The organism is Klebsiella sp. PK18 (genome assembly GCF_057784655.1).
On sequence record NZ_CM173493.1, the window covers coordinates 4,862,626 to 4,888,281 of the forward strand.

The window sequence follows — 25,656 nt, forward strand, 5'->3', positions numbered from 1 at the left end:
ACTCCCGTTAAAACAATCCGATCCACGAACCCAGAATGCCTACCAGCGCCATGCCGCCAATAATTGAGAGCGGTTTAACTTTCCGTCCCAGCAGCCAGTAGACGATGCCAAAACTCACCAGCGGCAGCATGCAGGGCAGAATGTCATTGATAATGTCCTGCACCTGAGTTTTGGCTTCTCCGGCACCAAAGGAGAGAGGGATGGTGATATCGATCATTGAGGCGGTCATCGCCCCGACCACCATCAGGCCGATAATCGACGCTCCGTAGGTCAGGCTCTCCATCATTCCGCTCTTCTGGATCCGCTGCAGGACCCCGGTTCCCAGCACGTAGCCCCAGCGGGTAAAGCACCAGCGCACCAGAATGTGCGGCACGTTAAACACCAGCAGAAACAGGATCGGCCCGAGGATGTTGCCCTTCAGCGCCAGGCTGGTGCCGATCCCGGTGGCGATCAGGCGCAGCGTCCCCCAGAAGAAAGAGTCCCCCAGCCCGGCCAGCGGCCCCATCAGCGAGGCTTTGACGTTATCAATCGCAGTGGCATCCATGTTTTTCTGCTGGCTGTTTTTCTCCTCCATCGCCGTGGTGATCCCCAGCAGCAGGGTGACGATATGCGGCGTGGTATTGAAAAACACCAGATGACGTTTCAGCGCCCTGGCTAGCTCCTCTTTGCGCGGATAGAGCTTTTTCAGCACCGGAATCAGCGCGTAAACAAAGGCGAGATTCATCTGCCGCTCATAGTTCCACGAGAACTCCATCTGGAAGGAGCGCCAGAACACCCGGCGTAAATCTCGTGGCGTAATCCGGGTTTCTTCCTGCTCCTGCGGTTGCAGGGTCTCTTCAGAAATCGTCTTCGTCGTCATCGCTGACTCCTTGTTCTGTCGTCGTACGAGGTGAATTCAACGCGGTGACGTTAACCATGACCACCGCCACGATGGCGCCGAGAATGGCGATGCCGGTCACCGGGATTTTCAAATAAGCCATTAGCACAAAGCCGAGGAAAAAGTACGGCGCAACTTTCTTGTTAATCAGCAACCTGGCAAGCATCGCGAAGCCGAGCGCCGGGATCATGCCGGTGGCGACGCTGAGCCCGTGTTTAATAAATTCCGGGATGGTATCGAGCAGGGATTTCACCGCGTTGCTGCCCACCAGGAATGAAACGGTCACCACCGTGGCCAGCATCAGCGACAGCCCGAAGCCGGCAATCAGATGCATCCGCTCAATGCCCCGCGTATCCGCCCGTTCCGCATACCCGTCCGCCTTCTGGCTGAGCATCGGGATAAACATCCCCAGATAAACGTTTTTCAGGATCAGGGTCAGGGTGGCGATAGGCAGGCCGAGCAACAGCGCCGTTTCCGTGCCCGCGCCGGAGGTGATGGCGAACGCCACGCCGAGAATACCGCCCGTCACCACGTCGGGCGGGATCGAGGCACCAACGGAGAAAGAGCCGATAAACGCCAGCTCCAGCGTCGCGCCCATAATGACGCCGGTCTGTACATCCCCCAGCACCAGTCCGGTCAGCAGCCCGGTGACGATAGGCCGGGAAATCAGCGACGTCCCTAAGGCATATTCCGATTGCGCGATAAACGCCACCAGACCCAGTAAGAGAGCCTCTACCATAATCTGTCCTCCGGAATTACACGCATTCCGTAAAAAGCTGTTTGCGATCGTTCGGGACCTGGCGAATCTCCACCTCGACGCCCTTCCCCACCAGTTGTTGTAGCTGCTCTATTTCTGTCGGCAGTAAATTAATCGCCTTAGAGATATTTTTACTGCCCTCTTTAGCCTTAATTCCGCCGAGATTTATGCTTTTTATTTCCCCGATAGCGCTGGCAATACGCCAGGCGTCATTGACCGATTCCACGACAATAAATAAATTATATTTATCGGTCACCCCACTTTTTATCGCCTCAATAGCATCATTGATATTTTTAATCACCAGTTTTACCGAGGGCGGTTTGGCAAGCTTAATGGTGGTTTTCCGCAGTTCATCTTCAGGGACACTGTCGTTGGCGATCAAAATGCAATCGGCGCCGACATATTGGGTCCAGGAAAAGGCCACCTGGCCGTGAAGTAATCGATGGTCTACCCTTAATAACGTAATCATCATGCTTCCTCATTTCAGAAGTCTTTATCCATAGTCATCGCACTGGCAATCGTTTGATTGCAGTACTGAATGCTCTCTTTGGCGCTGGTTAATGCTTCAGTAATTAATTTTTCAGTATTCTCTTCCGCTGCGGAAATCAGCAAGTCAATAATTAACGGCAGATTTAAACCGGATAATAAATGGAAGTGTGGGCGTGATAAAAAACGCACAAACTCGTTATTCACACTACCGGCAAAAATATCCGTAATCACTATCAGCTCATCCTGCGCCGGGAAACGCGCCAGTAGCGCCTCCACCTGCTGCGTGAGATCGGACTCCTCTTCTACATAGGCGCACAGGGTATGAATATCCGGCTGTTTACCGAGGATTAGCTCCACGGAGTTCAGCAAACCGTTAGCAAAGGTGCCATGGCTGGCAAAAATATAGTGTCGTTTCATCCTTACCTCGAAAGCGCATTCCACTGCTTTCTTAATTGCAACCGGCGTGCCAGAAACAGTGGCGCTCTGGTTAGCGCAAAGACGAACGGACTGAGGGAACTAAAACTCTTGATCTTCCTGAATAAATTCCGTTTCCCGCGTCAGGATATCATGAATGTAGCAGAGCTCGACGACGGGGATTTTGACACTATACCCGCTCTCTATGACACTAAAAGCCTCGCGGAGCGTCGCCAGCTCGCTCTGCGGACACTGCCTTCCGGAATAATGGGATGGCGACGCGTTGCGGATCAGGCGCTCTATCAGACAGCTGATATGCACATACAGCGCCACCTTGCGATCGTTGGGCACGTTGCAGCCGGCCAGATGCTCATAGCGCAGTAAAAACTGCTCGACCTGATTGATGACCTTTGCGGTATCGAGGATCGTCACCGACTCGATCACCCGGCGCAGCGAGAAATTTTTCAGGATAAGGTTATTGATCTCGCTGACTTGTTCAGAGGAGGCCAGCTCGCCGAAGATACGCATCAGCGGGCGGCTGCCCTGGCCGGAAATCAGCGAATCCAGCGAGATCCACGGCAGATCGGCAAGCTGCGGATCCAGGGTACCGACGATCGCCAGCACCTCATAGCGGCTGAGCATCGGTTGCCGCCGCGCAGGATCGGCGAGCGTTTCCACATCACAGGCCACAATATCGATCCCCAGCGCTTCAGGAATGCTGGCTTTTAACAGCGCCGACAGATTCGCTGCCGCGCCCAGACCGGTGGCGCAGGTCGTAAGAATCGCCCGCGGTTTATCGGTTTGCGGGTAATAGAGCTGGTGCTCAACCGCAAGGTCATCGCCGATGTCGCGGACGATATCTTCCAGCATAACGCCCTGCAAAATGCGCTCCCCAACGTACATCGCCATCCCGGTCGAGACGTTATTAATTATCGCCATCGGCGTACTCAGCCGACGGTTAAAATGGCGATGAATGGCGTTCAGCGATCCCATATCGACCAGAATGATCAACCCTGACGCCAGAGCGTGGCTCTCAATATAGGCCATCACCTGGTTAGCAATAGCCTCCGGCGTCACGTCGAGCGGCATATCGAATGACTCAAACAGCTGGCTTTTCAGCAACCGGTTCGCCACGTTGGCGATGCTGCTGGCGGTGGCGTAACCGTGGGCGAGGATAATTGCCCGGGTCACCTGCTGCTGGCTGATGGCGCCATTTTTATGTAACCACAGCACCAGCAGCAGCAGGTCAATGCGCCGGGGTTCAATGTCCAGCTTCAGCGCCAGCGCAGCGAGGATCTCTTCGCAAAAGCGATACAGCAGCGGATATTTCTGCGCCAGAAAATCCTCCAGCAGGCGGCTTTTCTCGTTGCTCATCGTGGACGGCCCCTGCCGGGAACGATGTATCAGGTAGTGGCTTATAGCGTAGATACAGTTGCCGTTAAACTGGATATTGAAGCGCTTTTCAAGGCGATAAAACTCCTCCCGCACCTGATGCGTTATCAGTAGCAGCATATGCGAACTATTGGCATCGTGATTATCGAAAATCAGCCGATCGAAGAGGGTTTCAATCTCCTCGCCCATGCTTTTTTGCGCCTCATCCCAGAGCGTTTTTTTACTCTGCACCGCCTCATACAGCGCGAGAACGCGGCACTGAGTATCATAAATCAGCCCCTGAATCGGGTCGCGCGCGCGCAGCAGCCAGACCAGGCTGGTCTGCGGCTCGATAAGCAGCGGCTCCTGCTGGCCCATCGCTTCACTGAGCGCTGGCGTCGCAGCCATGATATTTTCCGGCAGATCGTGCAGCGTCACGGTAAGCATCTCGCTGCCCGGACACCTGGCCCAGGCCGACGCCACGGTGTATTTCACCACATTCTTCAGCTCACCGACGTTACCGCGATAAACATAGTGCGTCAGCACCTGTAGCAGCCGGGGCGTCAGCTGCAGCCGGGTAGCCAACGTGCGCGCCTCCTGCCAGAAAAACTGCAGCGTGAGCGCGTCTTTTTCGTGGCGGCTGCGGGTCTGTAAATCAGGCAGGCTAACGAGGATCGGGATACGACGAATAAAGGTGGTCAGAAACGTGCTGTGAATATCTTCGGTGGTGGCAAACACCAGCCTCAGCGAAATCGGCATCCCCTGCGCCGTTTCCCCCACCCGATAGATCTCCTTACGGTCCAGCCATGTGAACAGCTTCTCCTGCCCCTGCGCATCCAGGCGGTGGACTTCGTCGAGAAACAGCACGCCGCCGTTTGCCGCTTCAAACGCCCCGGCTTTATCGCTCTGCGCGCCGGTAAACGCGCCTTTGACGTAACCAAACAGGTTGGCGGCCAACAGCTCCGGGTTGCTGGCATACTGGGCGCAGTTAAAGCTGACAAAAGGCGCATCGGGCGGCAGCAGCCCCTGGGCGATAGCAAACTCATGCATCAGCTCCGCCATATAGCTCTTGCCAGTTCCGCTGTCGCCAACGATCAGCAGCGGAAGCCCACCGTTGGGATAAAACAGCGCGGTTTTCATCTGTTCGATAGGCTTGCGCAGGCTACCGTCATGGCCGGTCAGCAATGAGAAATGATCCGCCTGCTCCGGCTGCCGGTCGCTCTCTGCGAGCAGTTCCGCCATGCTGGCGTACTCGCTGCGGGAAAGAGGGAAAAACTGCTGGCAGAAGGCGGCTTTATGCAGGAAATAGACTGGTCGAGTATTGATCTTCACCAGCACATCCTGGGCCACCAACTGATTCAGATAGTGGCTGGCGGTATTTCTTTGCATCGCAAAACGCCGGGCCAGGTAGCCAGCGGTGAAGACCTCGCTCAGGTTATCCGGATCGAAAAAATCGGTCTGATTTTGCAGAAAAGCCAACAGTTCCGTTTTACGCATGACATCCCCCTCTTCACCTTACAGAGGCTTATGATGCGGGAAATCCACCAGGAGTTGGCGCTAAATTCACTTTTTGCGGTTCGGAGCACAAAAAAAACGGCGCCCAAATCCGCGGACGCCGCATAACAAAACCGTTACAGCCGCGCCAGGGCCTCCCGCATTCCTGAGCGCAAAATCATTTCCAGATAGCGCGTGACCTGGTCGGAAAGGCCGGGAATAGCCGTCAGATCCTCGCCCCAGTGCGCGTTATCCTGTAAAACCTCCAGCACCAGTCCATGCAGCGGGCTCCCGTTCGCCACCTGCTTCCATCCTTGCGAGAAGCGGGTTAACCAGACGTCATCATCCTGCAGCGGATACACCTGTCCGTCGCGCTGGCCGCGATAGAAGGCGATAAGCGCCGCCAGGGCAAACGTTAGCCGCGGCGGGATCGCGCCGTGCTGGCGGATTGTCGTCAGCAGCTGCGGCAGGATCCGGGTGCGGAACTTAGTCATGCCGTTCAGGGCGATGGCGAGCAATTGATGGCGAATATAGGGATTAAGAAAGCGCCCGGTGACCGCATCGGCAAACTGACGAAGCTCCTCGGCCGGTAAATCGAGCGCCGGGATAATCTCTTCGCCGATGGTTTGCTGCACATAATGCCGAATGGCTTCGTCCCGCATCGCTTCGCCAACCGTATCCACGCCGCACAACCACGCTACGGGGACCAGCGCGGTATGTGCGCCGTTGAGAATGGCGACTTTGCGCTCTTTGTAGGGGCGAATATCGTCGACGATGCGAATATTGAGCGGACAGCGATCAAGGCGCAGTTTCTTCGCCAGCGCCTGCGGCCCCTGAATAACGAACAGCCAGAAGTATTCGGCGGTATCGAGGAAAGCATCATGGTAGCCCAGCTCCGCCTCCAGCTTTTCCGCATCCTCACGCGGATAGCCGGTGACGATGCGGTCAACCAGCGTCGAACAAAATGTATTGGCGGTCTCAACCCAGTCGCGAAAAGCCGCAGGCAGTTGCCACTCTTTGGCGTAGCGTAGCACCAGCGCCTTCAGCGCTTCGCCGTTGTAGTCGATCAGCTCGCAGGGGATAATCGTCCACCCCTTATCCGCAGCGCCATTGAAATGGCGGAAACGTTCGAGCAGCAGTTGGGTCAGCTTCGCCGGGAAGCTAACCGGCGGCTTATCGTCAGGCCGGTCTCCGGCATGATAGCTAATACCCGCTTCGGTAGTATTTGAAAATACGAACGCGATCGCCGGATTACGAGCCAGCGCCAGATAGCTGGCAAAATCCTGCCAGGGATTGAGCTCGTTATTAACGGAGCGAATAATCCGCGATTCGCTCACCGCCTCGCCGCGTTCATTCAACCCACGAATGATCGTGGTATAGAGTCCGTCCTGGGTATTTAACGACGGCGGAAACGCGGTGTTGATCGGGCGAATAATGGTCACGCCCGCCGCCAGCTCGGTTTGCTCATTCAGCAGATCCAGCTGCCAGTCAATAAATGCCCGCAGGAAGTTGCCCTCGCCAAACTGAATCGCGCGCGTCGGGTACTGCGGCCCGGGAAAATCTTGTCTGTTTAACGATTTCATAAGATTACCTGCTAAAAATGAATAACGCCTTTGATCAGCTGACGATTGTTAATCACGTCGCTTTCGTAAATGTCCGCCAGCGACCTGAAATCGTAACGGTGGGTCAGCATCATCCTGGCGGTGATTTTCCCCTCGGCCATCAGCCGCCCGACCTTGGCAAAATCCTCTTCCGTCGCATTACGGCTGCCCATCATGGTCGTCTCTTTCTTATGAAATTCCGGATCAGAGAACTGCAGTTCCCCCTTAAACAGACCAACAAAAATGATGCTACCGCCGTGACGGATTAAATTAACGGTGTTATTCATCGCCTGCTGATTTCCCGTCGCGTCAATCACTTTCTGCGCCAGAGAACCGCCAAACGTGGCAGACAGTTGCTCGATAAACAGCGGATCGGAGGGATCGAGGGTGGTCAGGCCGAGATGCTGTGCCACATGATCGCGCCGCGCCGGGCTGGTATCCGCCACTACTACCTGCGCACCGTCAGCCTTAGCGATCGCCGCCGCCCCGAGCCCAATCGGGCCCGCGCCGACCACCAGCACCTGATCTCCCGGCAGGATCGCTGCGCGACGCACCGCGTGGGCGCTAATGGCGAATGGCTCAATCAACGCCACGGCTTCAGGGTCGACGTCATCCACCACCAGCAGATTGTTTACCGGCACGCAGAGATACTCGCTAAACCCGCCGTCGCGATGCACGCCGATCACCGAAATCTTCTCGCAGCAGTTTGTCCGGCCGTTCAGGCAGGCCGGACACTGGCGGCAGGCGACATAGGGAATCACAGCAACCTGTTGGCCGCTCTTCAAATTAAGAATATTTTTACCCAGCCCAATTATCTCACCGCATATTTCATGTCCAAGAACACGCGGATAACTAAAAAAAGGCTGATTGCCGCCCCATGCATGAATGTCTGTCCCACAAATCCCCACAGCCTTTATTTTAATGAGCACTTCATCATCGCCGGGAATGGGAATCTGGCGTTTTTCCCAGTGTAGTTTTTTAGGTTCCTGACACACTAAAGTATTCATCGACGTCATAATAATTGCCTCCGTATTTGTTGGCTTAGATATCAATGAAAAATAGAAGCAGAGTGAAAGTCATTGCAAAATCTGTGAAATGTCGCGCACAAAACTGTTTTAAATCCGGCTTTAATGGATAAAAAAGGAAAACGTTATGAGTCGCTCACAAAACCTACGTCACAATGTTATTAACCAGGTCATCAACGATATGGCGCGCGGCTTTATCCCCTCGCCGCTACCCTCGCAAAGCGCACTGGCGGAGATGTATAACATTAGCCGCACCACGGTGCGCCATATCCTTTGCCACTTATGCGAGCGCGGCGTCTTGAGCCAGGTCAATCACGACTACCAGATCCTTCGTCAGCCGGAAGTACAGGACGGCTTCGATGGTTCCAGCGCCTCGCTGACCGAACAAAACCGTCTCTTTGAACAAGCGTTTTTCACCATGATTAACCAGCGTCAGCTACGCGCCGGGGAGCGGTTCTCCGAACTGCAACTGGCGCGTGCCGCGGGCGTCAGCCCGGTCGTGGTCAGAGAATTTTTACTGAAATTCAGCCGCTACAACCTGATTGAAAGCGAAAAGCGCGGCCAGTGGAACATGAAAAAATTTGAGCAATCCTGGGCCGAGCAACTGTTCGAATTGCGGGAAATGCTGGAAACCCACGCACTTCAACATTTTCTTAATCTGCCGGACAGCGATGCCCGCTGGCTGCAGGCCAAAACCCTGCTCGAGCGCCACCGCACCCTGCGGGACAGCATCGGCAACAGCTTTCGTATGTTCTCCCAGCTCGATCGTGATTTTCATTCGCTGCTGCTTTCCGCTGCTGATAATATATTTTTTAATCAATCACTTGAAATTATTTCCGTGATCTTTCACTTCCACTATCAGTGGGATGAAAGTGACCTTAAACAGCGCAATATCATCGCCATTGATGAACATATGACGATCCTGAGCGCACTCATCTGTCGCAGCGATCTGGATGCCAACCTGGCGCTACGTAACCACCTGAACTCCGCGAAGCAATCCATGATTAACTCTCTCAAGCAAAGTGAATCGCTGGCACATTAAGTACCGATTAAAAACAGAAAATGATTAGCAACAGCACAAATCCAAAAACGTAATCCGGCGCCCTCAAAAAGGTTATTTATGCTGAAAACAAGTCGACTTACTTTACTGTGAAACAGGTGGGTGATGTTTACCCCCTTCGTTGTCACTTGGTATTCAAACATAATAATCAGGAGTCAGGCGTGGAATCACAAAATATAACCATAGACCCGCAGACCGACTTTAAAAAGGGGGAAGCGGAAAACCTTTCAGTTCCCTTAGAAAATACACTACAACGTAGTTCTCGTATTAAAAAGATTCAAACAACGGCAATGATTCTGTTATTTCTGGCGGCGGTGATTAACTACCTCGACCGAAGTTCATTGTCCGTTGCGAACTTAACGATTCGCGAGGAGTTAGGGCTTACCGCCACTGAAATCGGGGCGCTGTTATCGGTTTTCTCTCTGGCCTATGGCATTGCGCAACTGCCCTGCGGGCCGTTGCTGGATCGCAAAGGTCCACGCATCATGCTGGGGCTGGGGATGTTTTTCTGGTCGCTATTTCAGGCGGTCTCCGGGATGGTGCACAGCTTTACCCAGTTTGTCCTGGTGCGTATCGGCATGGGGATCGGCGAAGCGCCGATGAACCCGTGCGGCGTCAAGGTGATCAACGACTGGTTTAATATTAAAGAGCGCGGCCGCCCAATGGGCTTCTTTAACGCCGCCTCGACAATTGGCGTGGCGATCAGCCCGCCGATCCTTGCCGCGATGATGCTGATGATGGGCTGGCGCTGGATGTTTATTACCATCGGCGTACTGGGGATCTTCGTCGCTATCGGCTGGTATATGCTTTATCGCAACCGGGAGGATATCCCCCTCACCGCCGATGAGCAGGCCTACCTTAATGCCGGAAGCGTCAACGTGCGCCGCGACCCGCTGAGCTTTGCCGAATGGCGCAGTCTGTTTAAAAACAAAACCATGTGGGGAATGATGTTCGGCTTCAGCGGCATCAACTATACCGCGTGGCTATATCTGGCATGGCTGCCGGGTTACCTGCAAACGGCGTATAACCTCGATCTGAAAAGTACCGGGTTTATGGCCGCCATTCCTTTCCTGTTTGGTGCCGCCGGTATGCTGATCAATGGCTACGTCACCGACTGGCTGGTCAAAGGCGGAATGGCCCCGATCAAAAGCCGCAAGATCTGCATTATTGCCGGGATGTTCTGCTCCGCGGCGTTTACGCTGATCGTGCCGCATGCCACCACCTCAATCGCGGCGGTGCTGTTAATCGGTATGGCGTTGTTCTGTATTCATTTTGCCGGAACGTCCTGCTGGGGATTGATCCACGTCGCCGTAGCATCAAGAATGACGGCTTCCGTCGGCAGTATTCAGAATTTCGCCAGCTTTATCTGCGCTTCATTCGCACCGGTGGTGACCGGATTTATTGTCGATACCACCCATTCCTTCCAGCTGGCACTGGTTATATGCGGCTGTGTGACCGCTCTCGGCGCACTGGCCTACATTTTCCTGGTTCGCCAGCCGATTAGTGACCCGCGTAACGACTGAATCTTAACGCCCTGCTGACCGCAGGGCATTCATCGTTGCGCTCATTTCATACTGCTGCAGCGATAGCGGCGCATATCCCGCCGCGGCAAACAGCGGCGTAAACGTTTCCGGGACCGTCACCGAAGTCCCCACACCCGGGAACTGCTGCGCCAGCGTCACCAGCAGCTCACGCGCCAGCCCCTGACGGCGGGCGGCGGGCTCCACCCACAAAAATTGCAGTACAGGCCGTGAGCCCGCCGTTGTTAGAACCGCGAAGGCGCGCTGTTCCAGCGTCACGACCTGACATGGCAGGGTGGCGAAGGTGAGCGGATCCAGCAGCCAGGGGAGCTGACTGTTACTCTCGTCAATGGCGCGCCGTAGCAGGGCCAGGGTGGGATAAAGCTGTAATACGCCCGCTACCGGAGCCAGAGGTTCATTGCTCAGGTAGCCGCAGAGCCCGTAGCGTCGCGTAAAGCCCAGCGTCTGATATAGCGCGACGGCCGCATGGTTATCGCGGATCACCTCCAGAGATACCATCTCAACCCCCTGCTGTTGCAGGAGCATTAGCAGATCTTGCATCAGTTCCCGGCCCAGGCCTTTGCCGCGCCAGGCCGGGCGCAGGGCAAAGGCCGCCAGGCGAGCGGCACTTCCCCGGCGGGCGACAATCGCGATCGCCGCCGGTTCATCTCCGGCCAGCCAGACGCGGGAATCGATCAGGCTCATTCCTTCGGCGCTAAAACGCTGTGCAAATCCCGCCACCGACTGGGTAACAGGCACCAGATAGGCTTCAAAACAGGCGTTGAGAATATCCGTTAACTGCACGCTGCTGAACTGCGTGGCGGGAACGGCGGTCAGCTCCATACTTTTCTCCCGAAGGCTGCTATGCTGAGGTGATGAAAACTAACACTATAACTGCCGGTGCCGTATTACGCCTGACTCAGGAGAGCGATATCGCCCTTCTGCCCGCCATTGAACGTTCTGCCGCCCAGGCATTTCGCCAGATCCCCTCTCTCGCCTGGCTGGCGGACAGTGAGGTGATTAGCGTTGCGCGTCATCATGATTATCTGGAAACCGAGCATAGCCTGCTGGCGGAAGCCGCCGGACAGCCGATTGGCTTTATTCTGACCGAACCGCTCGACGATGCGTTATTTATCGTCGAAGTCGCCGTCCATCAGGACTGGCAGCATCAGGGCATCGGCCGGATGCTGCTGAAGCAGGTTATTGAGGGCGCACAGCAGATGGGCTACCCGGCGGTAACCCTCACCACCTTCCGCGAGGTGCCGTGGAATGCGCCGTTTTATACCCGTCTGGGATTCACCATGCTCGATGAGCTGACCCTGCCTGCCGGACTGGCGGCAAAAAGGGAACAGGAGACCCGGCACGGCCTGCCGCCCGAGTCGCGCTGCGCCATGCGCCTGTCGCTCTGATGGTCGGCCCGCCGCGCTCCGCGCTTTACTATGGCCGCAAGGCGCAAATCTCATCATGCAATGAACGACTGATGGTAACCCCCTGCTGCTCACTCTGCTGTCGGCAGGCGAAACGCCGCTCGCCCGGCAGCCGCGCCCCCTGATCCTGCATCGCATTGAACAGCGTTTCGGCGCGCGCCAGTTGCTCTTGTGCCTGCACGCCGAGAAAGCGCTGCGGATCCAGCGCCAGGATAAGCTCGCCGCCGTAGGGGAGCCCACCCGCGCCGTTATCCCACGCCAGCGATTCGGCGCTGGTCATATCGCCGATAAGCGGCCCGGCCAGCAGCTCAACCATTGCCGCCAGCGCCGAGCCCTTATGCCCGCCAAAGGTTAACATCGCGCCGTTCAGCACCTCCGCGGCATCGGTCGTTGGCTGTCCCTGACTGTCGATTCCCCAGCCTTCCGGTAGCGCTTTGCCAGCACGCTGATACAGCTGGATCTCACCGCGCGCCGCGGCGCTGGTCGCCATATCAACAATAAACGGCGGCTTATCCCGCCGCGGCCAGCCAAAGGCAATAGGGTTGGTGCCGAACAGCGGACGCGTGCCGCCCGCCGGGGCGACCCAGGCGTGGCTTGGCGTGCAGGCCAGCCCCACCAGCCCTGCCTCGGTCAACGGCTCAATATCGGCAAACAGCGCGGAAAAATGGACGCAGCGGTTAATCGCCAGCGCCGCAATGCCGTTTTGCCGCGCCTTCTCCAGCAGCAGCGGCAGCGCGCGCTCGTAGGCCAGCAGCGAAAAGGCGCCGCCGGCGTCCGCCCGCGCAATCGCCGGCGCCTGATCGTGGATCTGCGGCTCGGCATCAGGCGATACCTTACCTTTACGCAAGGTATCGACAATGCCCAACAGCCGCCACAGGCCGTGGGAAGCGCAGCCATCGCGTTCCCCGGCGGTCACATTGCGGGCAATCGCCGCCGCGTGGTCGGCGCTAAATCCATTGGCGCTGAGTACCTCCAGCGCCAGGTCATAAGCTTCAGGTAACGATAGAGTTACCGACTCCATACTGTTCTCCTTTACTCTTCTTCGTCTCCGCTAAAGTTAGCCTGCGGCAGGCAGCTGCGCGCGCCCCAGTAGTAAATCCCCAACGACATCGCCGCCACCAGCACCGTATCCCAGGGGTGACCGATAACATTAAGCCCGCCGAAGCTGCCCAGCCAGGAAAAGAGGATAATCAACGCATAAAACACGATCAGCCACAGCGACGATTTCACCTGCTGCGCCAGGCTCACGGTATGTTCCGGCACCTTACCTTTGCACATCACGTAGACGACAAACATCACGATTTGCAGCCCCAACAGCCACGAGAGCGTATTCCAGCCTGACCAGTAGACAATCAGCGCCGAGATCATAAACGATACCGGGCCGATGATGCCGAAGGCGCGCACGCGGAACGGCCGCGGCAAATCCGGCGCGTTGCGGCGCAGCCCGGCAGCGGTCACCGGAGCGATGGCGTAGCTCAGCACCAGGGCCGCCGACACCACGCTAATCAGCTGTTCCCAGGAGGGGAACGGCAGCGTCCAGAAGATTGAAAGCCCGAAGGTCAGCCACAGCGCCGGACGCGGAATCCCGGACGCTTTATCAATATGGGTAAAGGCTTTAAAGAAAGTACCCGCCTTCGCCCAGCCGTAGATCACCCGCGGCGTCGCGTTCATATAGATATTGCCGGTGCCGCTCGGGGAGATGATCGCATCGCTTATCACCATAAAGGCCAGCCAGCCCATGCCGAGGGTAATGGCGATATCGCGATACGGCAGCGAGAACTGTTTGCTCACCTCAGCCCAGCCGCCGTTCAGCATCTCGGTGGGGATACTGCCAAGGAACGCCAGCTGCAGCAGCACGTAGATAATCGTCGACAGCACCACTGATAAAATCAACGCAATAGGGATAGTCCGCTGCGGCTTTTGTACTTCGCTGGCCACCGAGATAATCGGCGTCAGTCCCAGATAAGCGAAGATAATTCCGCCCGCGCTGATCGCCGCTTCCACCCCGGACATGCCGAATGGCGCAATCCCCTGCGCGTGCAGGTTCTCCGGTTTAAAGAAGGCGAACAGCGTCACCACCACCAGCAACGGCACCAGAAACTTGAGCACGCTGATGAAGTTGTTCGATCGGGCGAAGGTCTTAACGCTGTAGTAGTTAAGCGCGAAGAAGAAACAGAGCAGCAGGAACTGCACCACCCACCCCAGCAGCGTCGGCGAACTGGAGCCCGGTTGGGTCAGCGCCGGAAACCAGGCGGCGGCATATTGCCGGGCGGCGACAATTTCAATCGAGATCAGGCTGGAGAAAGCGATCAGGGTGATGAACCCCAGTAGATAGCCCATCAGCTCGCCGTGGGAAAAGACCGGATAGCGAATAATGCCGCCGGCGCGCGGCAGCGCCGCCCCCAGCTCGCAGTAGACAATCCCCAGCAGCAGCACCGCAAAGCCGCCGATCACCCACGAGGCGATCCCGGCCGGACCGGCGATGGAGGCCACGTGGCTGGCGGCGAATAACCATCCGGAGCCGAATATCGCCCCCAGGCCGATAAAGGTGAGATCGGTCAGGGTCAGCTGTTTTTTAAACTTACCCGACTCAGCAACGCGGGTTTGACTGTTATGCGTAGTGTGAATGGTCATGGTGATGCCCTTGCGTCAATGAGAGGAGGAAATCGCTTCCCGGGTCCACTGGCCGTTGACCAGGCGCAGCAGGTTCAAAGGGTTCGCATCCTGCAGCGCCGGCGGTAACAGGGCAGCCGGCGCGTTCTGCAGACAGACCGGGCGCAGAAAACGCTCAATCGCCCGGCTGCCGACCGAGGTCCCGCGCGCGTCGGTAGTCGCCGGCCACGGACCGCCGTGGACCATCGCATCGCACACTTCCACGCCGGTGGGATACCCGTTAAACAGCACCCGTCCGGCCTTCTCACACAGCAGCGGTAGCAGGCTCGCCGCCAGCGGGCCATCATCCGCCTCAGCATGCACCGTCGCGGTGAGCTGCCCCTGCAGCGCTTTCACCACCGCCTGCAGTTGGGCCTCATCGTCCACTTCCACCAGTAGCGACAGCGGGCCAAAAACTTCGCTCTGCAGCAGCGTATCCTGCGCCAGCAGATCCTCGACCTGAGCCTGCCACAGCTGGGTCTGCGCCTGCCCGACGCCGGCGACGAGGCCGCTCGCCAGCCTCTCAATACGCGGGTGCGCCGCAAGCGCCGCCACGCCCTGACGGTAGTGCTGAAGGGTCGGCGCATTGAGCAACACCTGCGGCGTGGAGCCCGCTACCGCCGCGCACAGCGCCGACTTAAAGCGTTCCAGCCCGGCGCCGCGCAGCGCCAGAATCAGCCCCGGACGGGTACAGAACTGGCCACCGCCGAGGGTGAATGACGCCACCAGCTCCTTTGCCAGCGCCTCGGCCCGCGTCTGCAGCGCCTGCGGCAGAATAATCAATGGGTTAATCGCCGACATTTCAGCAAACAGTGGAATTGGCTGCGGGCGCTGCTGCGCCAGCTGATACAGCGCCTTACCGCCGGCTAACGAACCGGTAAAGCCAACGGCCTGAATCGCCGGATGACGGACCAATTCGGCGCCGATATCGGTCCCGAAAATCATATTGAATACGCCGCCGGGTAAACCGCACCGTACCACCGCCCTGACGATCGCCTCGGCGGTCAGCTCGGCGGTGGCCATATGGCCCGGATGGGCCTTCACCACCACCGGACAGCCAGCCGCCAGCGCCGAGGCGGTATCGCCGCCAGCGGTAGAAAAGGCCAACGGAAAGTTGCTGGCGCCAAACACCGCCACCGGCCCTAACGCCTGCTGATACTGGCGCAGGTCCGGGCGCGGCAGCGGCTGACGGTCGGCTAAGGCGGTATCAATACGGGCGGCGAAGGTATCACCGCGCAGGATCACGCCAGCAAACATCCGCAACTGGCCGCTGGTGCGCGCCCGCTCTCCCTGTAGCCGCGCCAGCGGCAGCGCGGTCTCCTGCCCGGCGATAGCAAAAAACGGCTCGCCCAGCGCGTCCAGTTCATCGGCAATCGCGCAGAGAAAGTGCGCCCGCTGCTGCGGCGTGGTTTGTGAATAGACGGCAAAGGCCTGCTGCGCGGCTTCTGCGGCCAGTGCGGCTTCCTCACAGGAAGCCGGATAAAAGCGGTGGCCGGTGGCTTCGCCGTCCACCGCCCGCAGGCTCAATAGCGTCGCCTCACCGCTGGCAATACGGCGTCCGGCGATAAACTGCCGTCCCGCCATGGTCTGAGATGCATTCATATTGACTCCTGTGCTCAGAGGCCGACATCCGGCAGCGTCGGACGAGTGGCCAGCGCCTGTTCAACGATCGCCACCACCTGCTGGCGCGTTTCGCCTTCCAGCGCCAGACGCGGCGGACGGGTAATGGCGCTGCCGCGGCCCAGCAACTCTTCACACAGCTTGATGCACTGCACCAGATCCGGACGCGCATCGAGATGCAGCAGCGGCATGAACCAGCGGTACAACGCCATCGCCTCTTCGTAACGCTGCTGGCGGGCGAGACGGAATAACGTTTCCCCTTCGCGCGGGAAGGCGTTGGACATTCCGGAGATCCAGCCTTCCGCGCCGACGGCAATACTTTCCACCACCACGTCATCCAGCCCGGCAAACAGCACGAAGCGGTCGCCAACGGTGTTACGCAGGTCGATAAAGCGGCGGGTATCGCCGGAGGAGTCTTTAAAACAGACGATGTTGTCGCAGTCAGTCAGGGTGGCGAGAATGTCCGGCGTCACGTCGTTTTTGTAAATCGGCGGGTTGTTGTAGACCATAATCGGCAGGTCGGTAGCGCTCGCCACGCTGCGGAAGTGGGCCGCGGTTTCATGCGGTTTTGAGGAGTAGACCAGCGCCGGCATCACCATGATCCCGTCGACGCCGACGCGCTCCGCCTCTTTCGCCATTTTCTGGGCGAAGGCGGTGGTGAACTCGGCCACCCCGGCGATGACCGGAATTTTGCCGCCGGCGGCATCCTTCGCCACCTCGATAATCTGTAGTTTTTCATCGGTGCTCAGCGAGGTGTTTTCACCCACGCTGCCGCATACCACCAGCCCGGAAACGCCATCTTTCACCAGGTTTTTCATCACCGCGTGAGTGGCGTCTAAATCGAGGGAGTAATCGCTACGAAACTGCGTGCTGACCGCCGGGAATACGCCGCTCCAGTGAATCGCTTTTTTGCTCATGCTCGGTTCCTTGTCGTCATTTTGTTAAGTCGAAGTGAATGAATGGTGAATATTCACTGACAGATTGACGTGTCGCGGAACCGGCGGCTTGTCGGTTTTCCCTCAATACAATGACGAAATTAGCACAGTCGGCAAAAGTGTGAGCCAGCGTTTATCCGAGCAGCGTGAGGCGAAAATCGCGCGGCGTCGAGCCGGTCATCGCCTTGAACTGGCGGCTAAAGGCGCTGTGATCGGTATACCCGCACTGCAGGGCGATATCGGTAATCGGCGTATCGCCAGCCAGCAGTTCGGTCGCTTTTTCCAGCCGCACTTTGTGGATCATCTGCCGCGGAGTGAGATGAAAGATCCGTTTGCAGTAGCGTTCGATCTGCGCAATCGACATCCCGCTTAAGGCGGTTAACTCTTCCATGGCGATCGGCCGGTGATAATGGCGGCGGATATGATCGTCGACGATCGCCAGCCGCTGCCACGCCGGATGGCGGGCATGAGCCTCCTGCAGATCGTGCGAGATCCCGGCCATGCCGATCACCTGCCCGCGGACATCGCGCAGCGCCAGTTTCTGCGTCAGGCACCAGCCGCGCTCGCGGCCATTGTAGAGATGCATTTCCAGCTGATCGCGCAGGGTCACACCTTCGCGCAACACCCGCAGATCCTGTTCGGTATAACCCTGACCCAGCGCGGAAGGAAAGACATCGGCGGAGGTTTTGCCCAGCAGCGAGGAGACGCTTTTGAAACCACAGCGGCGGGCCAGCGTCAGGTTCGCCAGCAGATAGCGCGCCTGACGATCTTTGATAAAAAAGACCACATTAGGAATGGCATTGAGCAGGGGCGCAATCAGCGCCAGCGCATTCAGCAGCGCTGGCATATTTTCCGGCCGCTGGCGCGCCAGCCCTTCGCAGATCTGGCTCAGCTCATCGACGGCCAGCTCAGGTTGGTTAACCGCGCGCGGCGGCGCCGCATCAGAAACACCGATCATAAGGCCTCCTCATGGTAAGTGACCGAAGGATATTTATTCACTTTCCGTTAACACCTCAAGCAGCATCCCTCGGTTTTGCGATCCTGGATCCGCTTTACGCCTTCCCCTGATTTAGCCACTGGCGCAATGGTCACTTTCGGTTTACCACAGCATTAAGCAAATGATTAATAAGAAATAACTATGTGAAATAGAAATATACCGCGCTCATGACTGTGCAGATTTCGTCATTTTCTCTGACGAAAGCGCTCAAGCAGGTCGGGAAAGGTTGCGCCAGCATGATGAAACATGTTGTTAACTTCCGGAGAGCCTGATGACCGCGCCACGCCCCCCTGTTACGTTGAGAGCTATTGATTCACATACCGGCGGCGAACCGACCCGCCTGATCGTTGACGGATTCCCCGATCTCGGCGGCGGCAGCATGGCGAAGCGCCGCGACCGCTTCGCCCGCGACTTTGACCATTGGCGTCAAGCGGCCATTCTCGAACCGCGCGGCAATGACGTACTGGTCGGCGCGCTGCTGTGCAAACCGGTCTCGGCAGCGGCTACCGCTGGCGTGATTTTCTTCAACAACGCCGGTTTTCTGAATATGTGCGGCCACGGCACCATCGGGCTTATCGCCTCGCTGGCCTGGCTTGGGCGTATCCAGCCCGGCGTACATCTGATTGAAACCCCGGTCGGCGACGTAAGCGCTACGTTGCACGACGATGGCAGCGTATCGGTGCAAAACGTCCCGGCCCGCCGCTGGAAAAAACAGATCCGCGTTGAGACCGCGCATGGTCCCGTCATCGGCGATATTGCCTGGGGCGGCAACTGGTTTTTCCTGATTAACGACCACCCGTTCGCCATTACCCCCGAACAGATTCCACAGCTCACCGACTACGCCTGGGCGGTACGCGAGGGATTGGAGACGGCGGGGATCCGCGGCGACGACGGCGGCGTTATCGACCATATCGAACTCTTCGCCGATGACGATACCGCCGACAGCCGCAACTTCGTACTCTGTCCGGGAAAGGCCTGGGATCGCTCGCCGTGCGGTACCGGCACCAGCGCCAAGCTGGCCTGCCTGGCGCAGGATGGCAAGCTGCAGCCGGGGGAAATCTGGCGTCAGGCCAGCATCATCGGCAGCCAGTTTACCGCCAGCTACCAGCGCACCGCGGAAGGCATCATCCCAACGATCCGCGGCGAAGCCTGGGTGTGTGGAGACAACCAGTTGATCCTCAACCCTGACGATCCCTTCTGCTGGGGGATCGCGCCGTGAAGCAGTGCGACGTCATCGTGATCGGCGCCGGGATCATCGGCGCCGCCTGCGCGTGGCAGCTGGCGAAGCGGGGGCAGAGCGTGACGCTTATCGATGACGGTCAGCCCGGCGCGACGGCGGCCGGTATGGGCCATCTGGTGTGCATGGATGACGACCCCGCCGAGCTTGCCTTGTCGGCATGGTCGCTGGAACGCTGGCGCGCTATCACGCCACGGATGCCCGACCATTGCGCCTGGCGCGGCTGCGGCACGCTGTGGCTGGCGGAAAGCGAAGAAGAGATGGCCGTGGCTGGCGACAAACAGCGGCGGCTGGCCAGCTATCAGGTGCCCAGCGAACGCCAGACCCCGCAGCAGATCGCCGGGCGCGAGCCGCTGCTGCGCGGCGGGCTGGCGGGCGGCCTGTGGGTGCCAGGCGATGGTATCGTCTACGCGCCAAACGTCGCCCGCTGGCTGATGGCCGATGCCGGAGACCATCTCACCTGCCTGCACGACAGCGCGCAGGCGATTACCGAACCGCAGGTGCTGCTCGCCAGCGGCAAACGGCTACAGGCGCGGGCCATCGTGGTGGCCTGCGGACTTGAAGCCAACGCGCTGTTAGCGGAAAACTGGCTGCGACCGAAAAAAGGCCAACTGGCGATTACCGATCGCTACCGGCCGCGGGTGCATCACCAGCTGGTTGAGCTGGGTTACGGCGCCAGCGCCCATGGCGGCGGCACCTCGGTGGCGTTTAACCTTCAGCCGCGGCCAACCGGCCAGCTGCTGATTGGCTCTTCGCGTCAGTTTGATAACCGTGAGCGCGAGTTGGATCTGCCCTTGCTGGCGCAGATGCTCGATCGCGCCCGCCATTTCGTGCCGGCGCTGGCGACGTTGAATATCATCCGCTGCTGGAGCGGCCTGCGCGCCGCCTCGCAGGATGGCAACCCGCTGATCGGCCCGCACCCCACCCGCCGTGGTTTATGGCTGGCGCTGGGCCATGAAGGGCTGGGCGTCACCACCGCTCCGGCCACAGCTGAACTGCTGGCGGCGCAGATCCTCGATGAACGCTGCCCAGTGGCGCCCGACGCCTGGCTCCCGGCCCGTTTGTGTCAACAGGAGGCGATTGCATGAAGGCCACGCTCACTATCACCATTGATGGCGAAGCGCTGACGGTGCCGGAAGGCATTAGCGTGGCGGCGGCGCTGGCGTTGACCGGCGACCCCACCACCCGCCAGGCGGTTAACGGCGATCTCCGCGCGCCGTTTTGCGGCATGGGCGTCTGCCAGGAGTGCCGGGTCACCGTCGATGGCCTACGGGTGCTGGCCTGCCAGACCCTGTGCCGGGCCGGTATGCAAATAGAAAGGAGCCACGATGAACACGCTGCGCTGTGACATTTTAATCCTCGGCGCCGGCCCCGCCGGCATGGCGGCCGCGCTCTCCGCCGCCGCCTGCGATAAACAGGTGATTATTCTCGACGATAATCCCGCCCCTGGCGGGCAAATCTGGCGGGCCGGTCCGCAGGCGACGCAGCCCGCCCTGGCCCGGCGCTACCGCGACGCCATCGCCGCATCTGCCGCCATCCGGGTAGTGAACGGCGCGCGGCTGATTGCCCGCCCCTCCGCGCACAGCGTGCTGTTTGAAACCGCCGACGGCGGCGGCGTGGTTTGCTGGCAGAAACTGATCCTCTGCTGCGGCGCGCGCGAGCTGTCGCTGCCCTTTCCCGGCTGGACCTTACCCGGCGTGACCGGCGCGGGCGGCCTGCAGGCGCAAATCAAACAGGGCCTGTCGCTGAAAGGAGAAAAGGTGGTGATTGCCGGCAGCGGTCCGCTACTGCTGGCGGTGGCGGATACGGTGAACAAGGCCGGAGGCGACGTGACGAATATCATTGAGCAAGCGCCGCTCCCGGCGCTGCTGCGCTTCGCCAGCGGGCTGTGGCGCTGGCCGCAGAAGCTGCGCCAGTTAGCGACGCTGGCCCCGAAAGGCTATCTGAGCGGCGCGCAGGCGATCCGCGCTCACGGCGCAACGCGGCTGGAAGCCGTTACGCTTCGCCAGCGCGGCGTCGAGCGAACTATCGCCTGCGATCGGCTGGCTATCGGCTACGGGCTGATACCCAATATCGAGACGGGGCTGCTGTTTGGCTGCGCCACGGCACAGGAGGCGATCCAGGTTAACCGCTGGCAGCAGACCAGCGTCACGGATATCTATGCCGCCGGCGAGTGTACCGGTTTCGGCGGTAGCGAGCTGGCGCTGGCGGAGGGCGAAATCGCCGGGTATGCCGCCGCCGGGGCCAGCCAGCAAGCGCAGGCGTTATTTACCCGCCGCGCCCGCTGGCAGCGTTTCGCCGAAGCAATCAACCGTACCTTCCGGCTGACGGAATCCTTGAAAGACGCCGCAACGCCGGAGAGCCTGCTGTGCCGCTGCGAGGATGTACGCTGCGGCGATGTGGCGGCCGCCGGAGGCTGGCTGCAGGCCAAACTGACCCAGCGCTGCGGAATGGGCGCCTGTCAGGGGCGTACCTGCGCCGCCAGCGCCCGCTGGTTGTACGGCTGGCCGCTGCCGCAGCCAAGAGAACCGCTGGCCCCCGCCCGCGCGGAAACGCTTATTGCCCTCGCCCGGCCGAGCGCCGAGCCGTAACCGCTACTCTTCTTCATCACCGCGCCCGGCAGGGACGCCAAGCGCAATAAACTCCTCCAGCAGCGAGGTCAGTTGCTGCAGCTTTTCCGTGGTGAACTGGGCCTCCAGCAGACGATAGGTTTCTTCCACCTCGGCCTGAGCGCTTTCATACAGCGCGGTTCCGGCAGGCGTCAGCGAGACGTACAGCTTGCGCTGATCGTTAACCGGCTTTAAGCGCAGCACCAGCCCATCCCGCTCCATGCGCGTCAAAATCCCGGTCAGGCTGGGGCGCAGGATGCAGGCGCGAAAGGCCAGATCGTGAAAATCCATCGACGGACGTTCGGCGAGAATTCGCACGATCCGCCACTGCTGTTCGGTGAGATTGTGCCGTTTGACGATCGGCCGAAAGTAGGCCATCGCCGCCTCACGCGCCTGCAACAAGGCAATGGTTAATGAATCATGCATAGTATCCCCTCTACAGCCTCATCCAAAACTTATTAACAACTTAATAATTAGCTTTAATCCTGCCATGTACAACCGGTTTCTGCACCTGAAAAGTACCAGCCTCTTCCTGAAAAACAGTCAACTCATTGATTAAAAACCAATAAATTATTGATGCGTAAATATTGTGTTAATCAGATCACAAAACATTCACTTCCAGTTGCTAAACCTGGCCGCAAAGCATAAAAGATGATCATTAACATATTAATGAAATGCATTTAAATCCGAAATCAGTACCAGAGGAGTGGTGAATGAAAGGTACCATCTTCGCCGTTGCGCTCAATCATCGCAGCCAGCTCGACGCCTGGCGCGAAGCGTTTCAACAGGCCCCCTACAAGACGCCGCCGAAAACCGCGGTCTGGTTTATCAAGCCGCGCAATACCGTGATTGGCGACGGCGAGGCGATCCCCTATCCGCAGGGCGAGACCGTACAAAGCGGCGCGACGGTGGCGCTGATTGTCGGCAAAACCGCGCGTAAAGTGGCGGCGGCAGAGGCAGCGAACTATATCGCCGGCTACGCGCTGGCTAACGATGTGAGTCTGCCGGAAGAGAGTTTTTATCGCCCGGCGATCAAGGCGAAATGCCGCGATGGCTTCTGCCCCGTCGGCGCGCTGTCGGCGGTGCGTAACGTCGATAACCTGACCATCATCACCGAAATCAACGGCCGCGAGGCGGATAGCTGGCATACCGGCGATCTGCAGCGTAACGCCGCGCAGCTGCTGAGCGCCTTAAGCGAGTTCGCCACCCTCAATCCCGGCGACGCGATCCTTATCGGCACGCCCCACTCTCGCGTCACGCTGCGCCCCGGCGACCGCGTACGTATTCTCGCCGACGGATTCCCGGCGCTGGAAAACCCGGTTGTCGCAGAAGGAGAGCTGGCATGAAACAGGCACGCATTGAATGGCAGGGACAGGTACGCGACGTGCTGGTCGATGAACGCGACCAGGTGCGCCTGAACGATGGCACGGTATTGAAAGAAGGCGAATTCCGCTGGTTGCCGCCCGCCGACGGCACGCTGTTCGCGCTGGGGCTGAATTACGCCGACCACGCCAGCGAGCTGGAATTTAAGCCGCCAACCGAGCCTTTGGTGTTCATCAAAGCGCCAAACACCTTTATTGGCCACCAGCAGCAGTCGGTACGCCCGGATAACGTCGAATACATGCACTACGAAGCCGAATTGGTGGTGGTGATCGGGAAAACCGCGCGCCGCGTCAGCGAAGCCGAGGCCATGGATTATGTCGCTGGCTATACCGTGTGCAACGACTACGCGATCCGCGACTATCTGGAAAACTACTACCGCCCGAACCTGCGGGTGAAAAGCCGCGATACCCTGACGCCGATCGGCCCGTGGATCGTCGCCAAAGAGGCGATCCCGGATCCGCATAATCTGGCCCTGCGTACCTGGGTCAACGGCGAACTGCGCCAGCAGGGCACCACCGCCGATCTGATCTTCAGCATCCCGTTCCTCATCGCTTATTTAAGCGAATTTATGACCCTGCAACCGGGCGACATGATCGCCACCGGCACGCCGAAAGGGCTATCCGATGTGGTGCCGGGCGACGAGGTGATCGTTGAAGTCGAGGGCGTGGGCCGCCTGGTCAACCATATCATCAGCCAGCAAGCGTATGAGGAGACACTGTCATGAAAAAGATTAACCATTGGATCAACGGTAAAAACGTTCCCGGCGCAGACTATTTTCATACCACCAACCCGGCCACCGGCGAGGTACTGGCTGAAGTCGCCTCTGGCGGCGAAGCCGAGGTTCACCAGGCGGTAGCGGCGGCAAAAGAGGCCTTTCCGAAGTGGGCTAACCTGCCGATGAAAGAGCGCGCGCGGCTGATGCGCCGCCTCGGGGATCTAATCGATCAGAACGTCCCGGAGATCGCGGCGATGGAAACCGCCGATACCGGCCTGCCTATCCACCAGACCAAAAACGTGCTGATCCCGCGGGCGTCGCATAACTTCGAATTTTTCGCCGAAGTGTGCCAGCAGATGAACGGCAAGACCTATCCGGTCGACGACAAGATGCTTAACTATACCCTCGTGCAGCCGGTTGGTGTGTGCGCGCTGGTGTCGCCGTGGAACGTACCGTTTATGACCGCCACCTGGAAGGTGGCGCCGTGCCTGGCGCTGGGGAATACCGCGGTGCTGAAAATGTCCGAGCTGTCGCCGCTGACCGCCGATCGTCTGGGCGAGCTGGCGCTGGAAGCCGGGATCCCGGCTGGCGTGCTCAACGTGGTGCAGGGCTATGGCGCCACCGCCGGCGACGCGCTGGTGCGCCATCATGATGTGCGCGCCGTCTCCTTCACCGGCGGCACCGCCACCGGCCGCAACATCATGAAGAACGCCGGTCTGAAAAAGTACTCCATGGAGCTCGGCGGAAAATCGCCGGTGCTGATTTTTGAAGACGCCGATATTGAGCGCGCGCTCGACGCCGCGCTGTTCACCATCTTCTCGATCAACGGCGAACGCTGCACCGCCGGTTCGCGCATTTTCATTCAGCAGAGTATTTATCCGGAGTTCGTCAAGCGCTTCGCCGAGCGCGCCAACCGCCTGCGCGTGGGCGATCCGACCGATCCGAATACCCAGGTCGGCGCGCTGATTAGCAAGCAGCACTGGGAGAAAGTGTCCGGCTACATTCGCCTCGGCATCGAAGAGGGCGCCACCCTGCTGGCCGGCGGCGCGGATAAACCGTCCGACCTGCCGGCGCATCTGAAAGCCGGCAACTTCCTGCGCCCGACGGTACTGGCGGATGTCGACAACCGCATGCGCGTCGCCCAGGAAGAGATTTTTGGCCCGGTCGCCTGCCTGCTGCCGTTCAAAGACGAAGCGGAAGGGCTGCGCCTGGCGAACGATGTGGAATACGGCCTGGCGTCGTATATCTGGACCCAGGACGTCAGCAAAGTGCTGCGTCTGGCGCGCGGTATTGAAGCCGGGATGGTGTTCGTCAACACCCAGAACGTGCGCGACCTGCGTCAGCCGTTCGGCGGCGTGAAGGCCTCCGGCACCGGCCGCGAAGGCGGCGAGTACAGCTTTGAAGTGTTCGCCGAAATGAAAAACGTCTGCATCTCGATGGGCGACCATCCGATCCCGAAATGGGGAGTCTGAT

General features: G+C 59.0%; 24 protein-coding genes and 1 pseudogene. 11 read left to right on the forward strand and 14 right to left on the reverse strand.

Features of this window, described 5'->3' with window-relative positions:
* Nucleotides 1-7: 7 nt before the first annotated feature.
* The 7 genes from AC3EMD_RS23910 to AC3EMD_RS23940 all read right to left on the reverse strand — a co-directional run bounded on the left by AC3EMD_RS23910 (nucleotide 8) and on the right by AC3EMD_RS23940 (nucleotide 8,019).
* Nucleotides 8-859 carry a PTS system mannose/fructose/sorbose family transporter subunit IID gene (locus AC3EMD_RS23910; RefSeq protein WP_012542940.1) on the reverse strand — a complete coding sequence of 284 codons (852 nt, stop codon included), beginning with the start codon at nucleotides 857-859 and terminating at the stop codon, nucleotides 8-10.
* Nucleotides 837-1,616, reverse strand: a complete 780-nt coding sequence (locus AC3EMD_RS23915) for a PTS mannose/fructose/sorbose/N-acetylgalactosamine transporter subunit IIC (RefSeq protein ID WP_008807552.1) — start codon at nucleotides 1,614-1,616, stop codon at nucleotides 837-839. Before AC3EMD_RS23915 ends, AC3EMD_RS23910 begins: the two co-directional genes overlap by 23 nt.
* A gap of 16 nt (nucleotides 1,617-1,632) precedes the next feature.
* A complete protein-coding gene (locus AC3EMD_RS23920; protein ID WP_012968994.1) occupies nucleotides 1,633-2,103 on the reverse strand; it encodes a PTS sugar transporter subunit IIB in 471 nt (156 codons plus the stop codon).
* Nucleotides 2,104-2,117: 14 nt separating this feature from the next.
* Nucleotides 2,118-2,540, reverse strand: a complete 423-nt coding sequence (locus tag AC3EMD_RS23925; protein ID WP_012542942.1) for a PTS sugar transporter subunit IIA — start codon at nucleotides 2,538-2,540, stop codon at nucleotides 2,118-2,120.
* 99 nt (nucleotides 2,541-2,639) lie between these two features.
* On the reverse strand, nucleotides 2,640-5,405 hold the full coding sequence (locus AC3EMD_RS23930; protein WP_302073798.1) for a sigma-54-dependent transcriptional regulator: 2,766 nt from the start codon (nucleotides 5,403-5,405) through the stop codon (nucleotides 2,640-2,642).
* A gap of 134 nt (nucleotides 5,406-5,539) precedes the next feature.
* A complete protein-coding gene (locus AC3EMD_RS23935; RefSeq protein ID WP_302073799.1) occupies nucleotides 5,540-6,985 on the reverse strand; it encodes a tagaturonate reductase in 1,446 nt (481 codons plus the stop codon).
* A gap of 11 nt (nucleotides 6,986-6,996) precedes the next feature.
* Entirely contained in the window at nucleotides 6,997-8,019 is a 1,023-nt protein-coding gene (locus AC3EMD_RS23940) for a zinc-binding alcohol dehydrogenase family protein (protein ID WP_302073800.1), read from the reverse strand.
* A 136-nt stretch (nucleotides 8,020-8,155) separates the two neighbouring features.
* On the opposite strand from AC3EMD_RS23940, the gene AC3EMD_RS23945 reads away from it, so the two are divergent.
* Both AC3EMD_RS23945 and AC3EMD_RS23950 read left to right on the forward strand, forming a co-directional pair.
* Nucleotides 8,156-9,070: a GntR family transcriptional regulator gene (locus AC3EMD_RS23945; protein WP_008807558.1), complete on the forward strand. Its 915-nt coding sequence runs from the start codon at nucleotides 8,156-8,158 to the stop codon at nucleotides 9,068-9,070.
* Between the two features lie 179 nt (nucleotides 9,071-9,249).
* A complete protein-coding gene (locus tag AC3EMD_RS23950) occupies nucleotides 9,250-10,611 on the forward strand; it encodes an MFS transporter (protein ID WP_044612939.1) in 1,362 nt (453 codons plus the stop codon).
* 3 nt (nucleotides 10,612-10,614) lie between these two features.
* On the opposite strand, the gene AC3EMD_RS23955 is transcribed toward AC3EMD_RS23950, so the two are convergent.
* Complete coding sequence (locus AC3EMD_RS23955) at nucleotides 10,615-11,451, reverse strand: GNAT family N-acetyltransferase (RefSeq protein WP_302073801.1); 837 nt, start codon at nucleotides 11,449-11,451, stop codon at nucleotides 10,615-10,617.
* Between the two features lie 32 nt (nucleotides 11,452-11,483).
* Here AC3EMD_RS23955 and AC3EMD_RS23960 point away from each other — a divergent pair, with 32 nt between their 5' ends.
* Nucleotides 11,484-12,017 carry a GNAT family N-acetyltransferase gene (locus tag AC3EMD_RS23960; RefSeq protein ID WP_008807561.1) on the forward strand — a complete coding sequence of 178 codons (534 nt, stop codon included), beginning with the start codon at nucleotides 11,484-11,486 and terminating at the stop codon, nucleotides 12,015-12,017.
* 28 nt (nucleotides 12,018-12,045) lie between these two features.
* Here the strand turns inward: AC3EMD_RS23960 and AC3EMD_RS23965 are convergent, their stop codons facing one another.
* From AC3EMD_RS23965 to AC3EMD_RS23985, 5 genes are all read right to left on the reverse strand, one after another.
* Nucleotides 12,046-13,056 (reverse strand): Ldh family oxidoreductase, encoded by a 1,011-nt coding sequence (locus AC3EMD_RS23965; protein WP_302073802.1) that lies wholly within the window; start codon nucleotides 13,054-13,056, stop codon nucleotides 12,046-12,048.
* Between the two features lie 11 nt (nucleotides 13,057-13,067).
* A complete protein-coding gene (locus AC3EMD_RS23970; RefSeq protein ID WP_012542949.1) occupies nucleotides 13,068-14,669 on the reverse strand; it encodes an APC family permease in 1,602 nt (533 codons plus the stop codon).
* A 15-nt stretch (nucleotides 14,670-14,684) separates the two neighbouring features.
* Nucleotides 14,685-16,289, reverse strand: a complete 1,605-nt coding sequence (locus tag AC3EMD_RS23975; RefSeq protein WP_302073803.1) for an aldehyde dehydrogenase (NADP(+)) — start codon at nucleotides 16,287-16,289, stop codon at nucleotides 14,685-14,687.
* A 14-nt stretch (nucleotides 16,290-16,303) separates the two neighbouring features.
* On the reverse strand, nucleotides 16,304-17,224 hold the full coding sequence (locus tag AC3EMD_RS23980) for a dihydrodipicolinate synthase family protein (protein ID WP_008807565.1): 921 nt from the start codon (nucleotides 17,222-17,224) through the stop codon (nucleotides 16,304-16,306).
* A 151-nt stretch (nucleotides 17,225-17,375) separates the two neighbouring features.
* Nucleotides 17,376-18,200: a helix-turn-helix domain-containing protein gene (locus AC3EMD_RS23985; protein ID WP_008807566.1), complete on the reverse strand. Its 825-nt coding sequence runs from the start codon at nucleotides 18,198-18,200 to the stop codon at nucleotides 17,376-17,378.
* Between the two features lie 310 nt (nucleotides 18,201-18,510).
* Here AC3EMD_RS23985 and AC3EMD_RS23990 point away from each other — a divergent pair, with 310 nt between their 5' ends.
* From AC3EMD_RS23990 to AC3EMD_RS24005, 4 genes are read left to right on the forward strand one after another with little or no spacing between them, the layout of a single operon-like run.
* A complete protein-coding gene (locus tag AC3EMD_RS23990) occupies nucleotides 18,511-19,458 on the forward strand; it encodes a 4-hydroxyproline epimerase (RefSeq protein WP_080782871.1) in 948 nt (315 codons plus the stop codon).
* Nucleotides 19,455-20,564, forward strand: a complete 1,110-nt coding sequence (locus AC3EMD_RS23995; RefSeq protein WP_023297018.1) for an NAD(P)/FAD-dependent oxidoreductase — start codon at nucleotides 19,455-19,457, stop codon at nucleotides 20,562-20,564. Before AC3EMD_RS23990 ends, AC3EMD_RS23995 begins: the two co-directional genes overlap by 4 nt.
* Nucleotides 20,561-20,824, forward strand: a complete 264-nt coding sequence (locus AC3EMD_RS24000) for a (2Fe-2S)-binding protein (protein WP_039102812.1) — start codon at nucleotides 20,561-20,563, stop codon at nucleotides 20,822-20,824. Before AC3EMD_RS23995 ends, AC3EMD_RS24000 begins: the two co-directional genes overlap by 4 nt.
* Nucleotides 20,805-22,067 (forward strand): NAD(P)/FAD-dependent oxidoreductase, encoded by a 1,263-nt coding sequence (locus AC3EMD_RS24005; RefSeq protein ID WP_050887437.1) that lies wholly within the window; start codon nucleotides 20,805-20,807, stop codon nucleotides 22,065-22,067. The genes AC3EMD_RS24000 and AC3EMD_RS24005 overlap by 20 nt, the downstream gene beginning before the upstream one ends.
* Nucleotides 22,068-22,070: 3 nt before the next feature.
* On the opposite strand, the gene hpaR is transcribed toward AC3EMD_RS24005, so the two are convergent.
* The gene (hpaR, locus tag AC3EMD_RS24010) at nucleotides 22,071-22,511 is read right to left on the reverse strand and encodes a homoprotocatechuate degradation operon regulator HpaR (RefSeq protein ID WP_002887503.1); all 441 of its coding nucleotides are present in this window, start codon (nucleotides 22,509-22,511) and stop codon (nucleotides 22,071-22,073) included.
* Between the two features lie 64 nt (nucleotides 22,512-22,575).
* On the opposite strand from hpaR, the pseudogene AC3EMD_RS24015 reads away from it, so the two are divergent.
* The 4 genes and pseudogenes from AC3EMD_RS24015 to hpaE all read left to right on the forward strand — a co-directional run bounded on the left by AC3EMD_RS24015 (nucleotide 22,576) and on the right by hpaE (nucleotide 25,655).
* Nucleotides 22,576-22,740, forward strand: a pseudogene (locus tag AC3EMD_RS24015) (hypothetical protein).
* Between the two features lie 58 nt (nucleotides 22,741-22,798).
* Complete coding sequence (locus tag AC3EMD_RS24020) at nucleotides 22,799-23,431, forward strand: fumarylacetoacetate hydrolase family protein (protein WP_012969003.1); 633 nt, start codon at nucleotides 22,799-22,801, stop codon at nucleotides 23,429-23,431.
* Nucleotides 23,428-24,192 (forward strand): fumarylacetoacetate hydrolase family protein, encoded by a 765-nt coding sequence (locus AC3EMD_RS24025; RefSeq protein WP_008807571.1) that lies wholly within the window; start codon nucleotides 23,428-23,430, stop codon nucleotides 24,190-24,192. The genes AC3EMD_RS24020 and AC3EMD_RS24025 overlap by 4 nt, the downstream gene beginning before the upstream one ends.
* Nucleotides 24,189-25,655, forward strand: coding sequence for a 5-carboxymethyl-2-hydroxymuconate semialdehyde dehydrogenase (hpaE, locus tag AC3EMD_RS24030; protein WP_302073804.1), 1,467 nt, complete (start codon nucleotides 24,189-24,191; stop codon nucleotides 25,653-25,655). Before AC3EMD_RS24025 ends, hpaE begins: the two co-directional genes overlap by 4 nt.
* The last annotated feature ends 1 nt before the right edge of the window (nucleotide 25,656 follow it).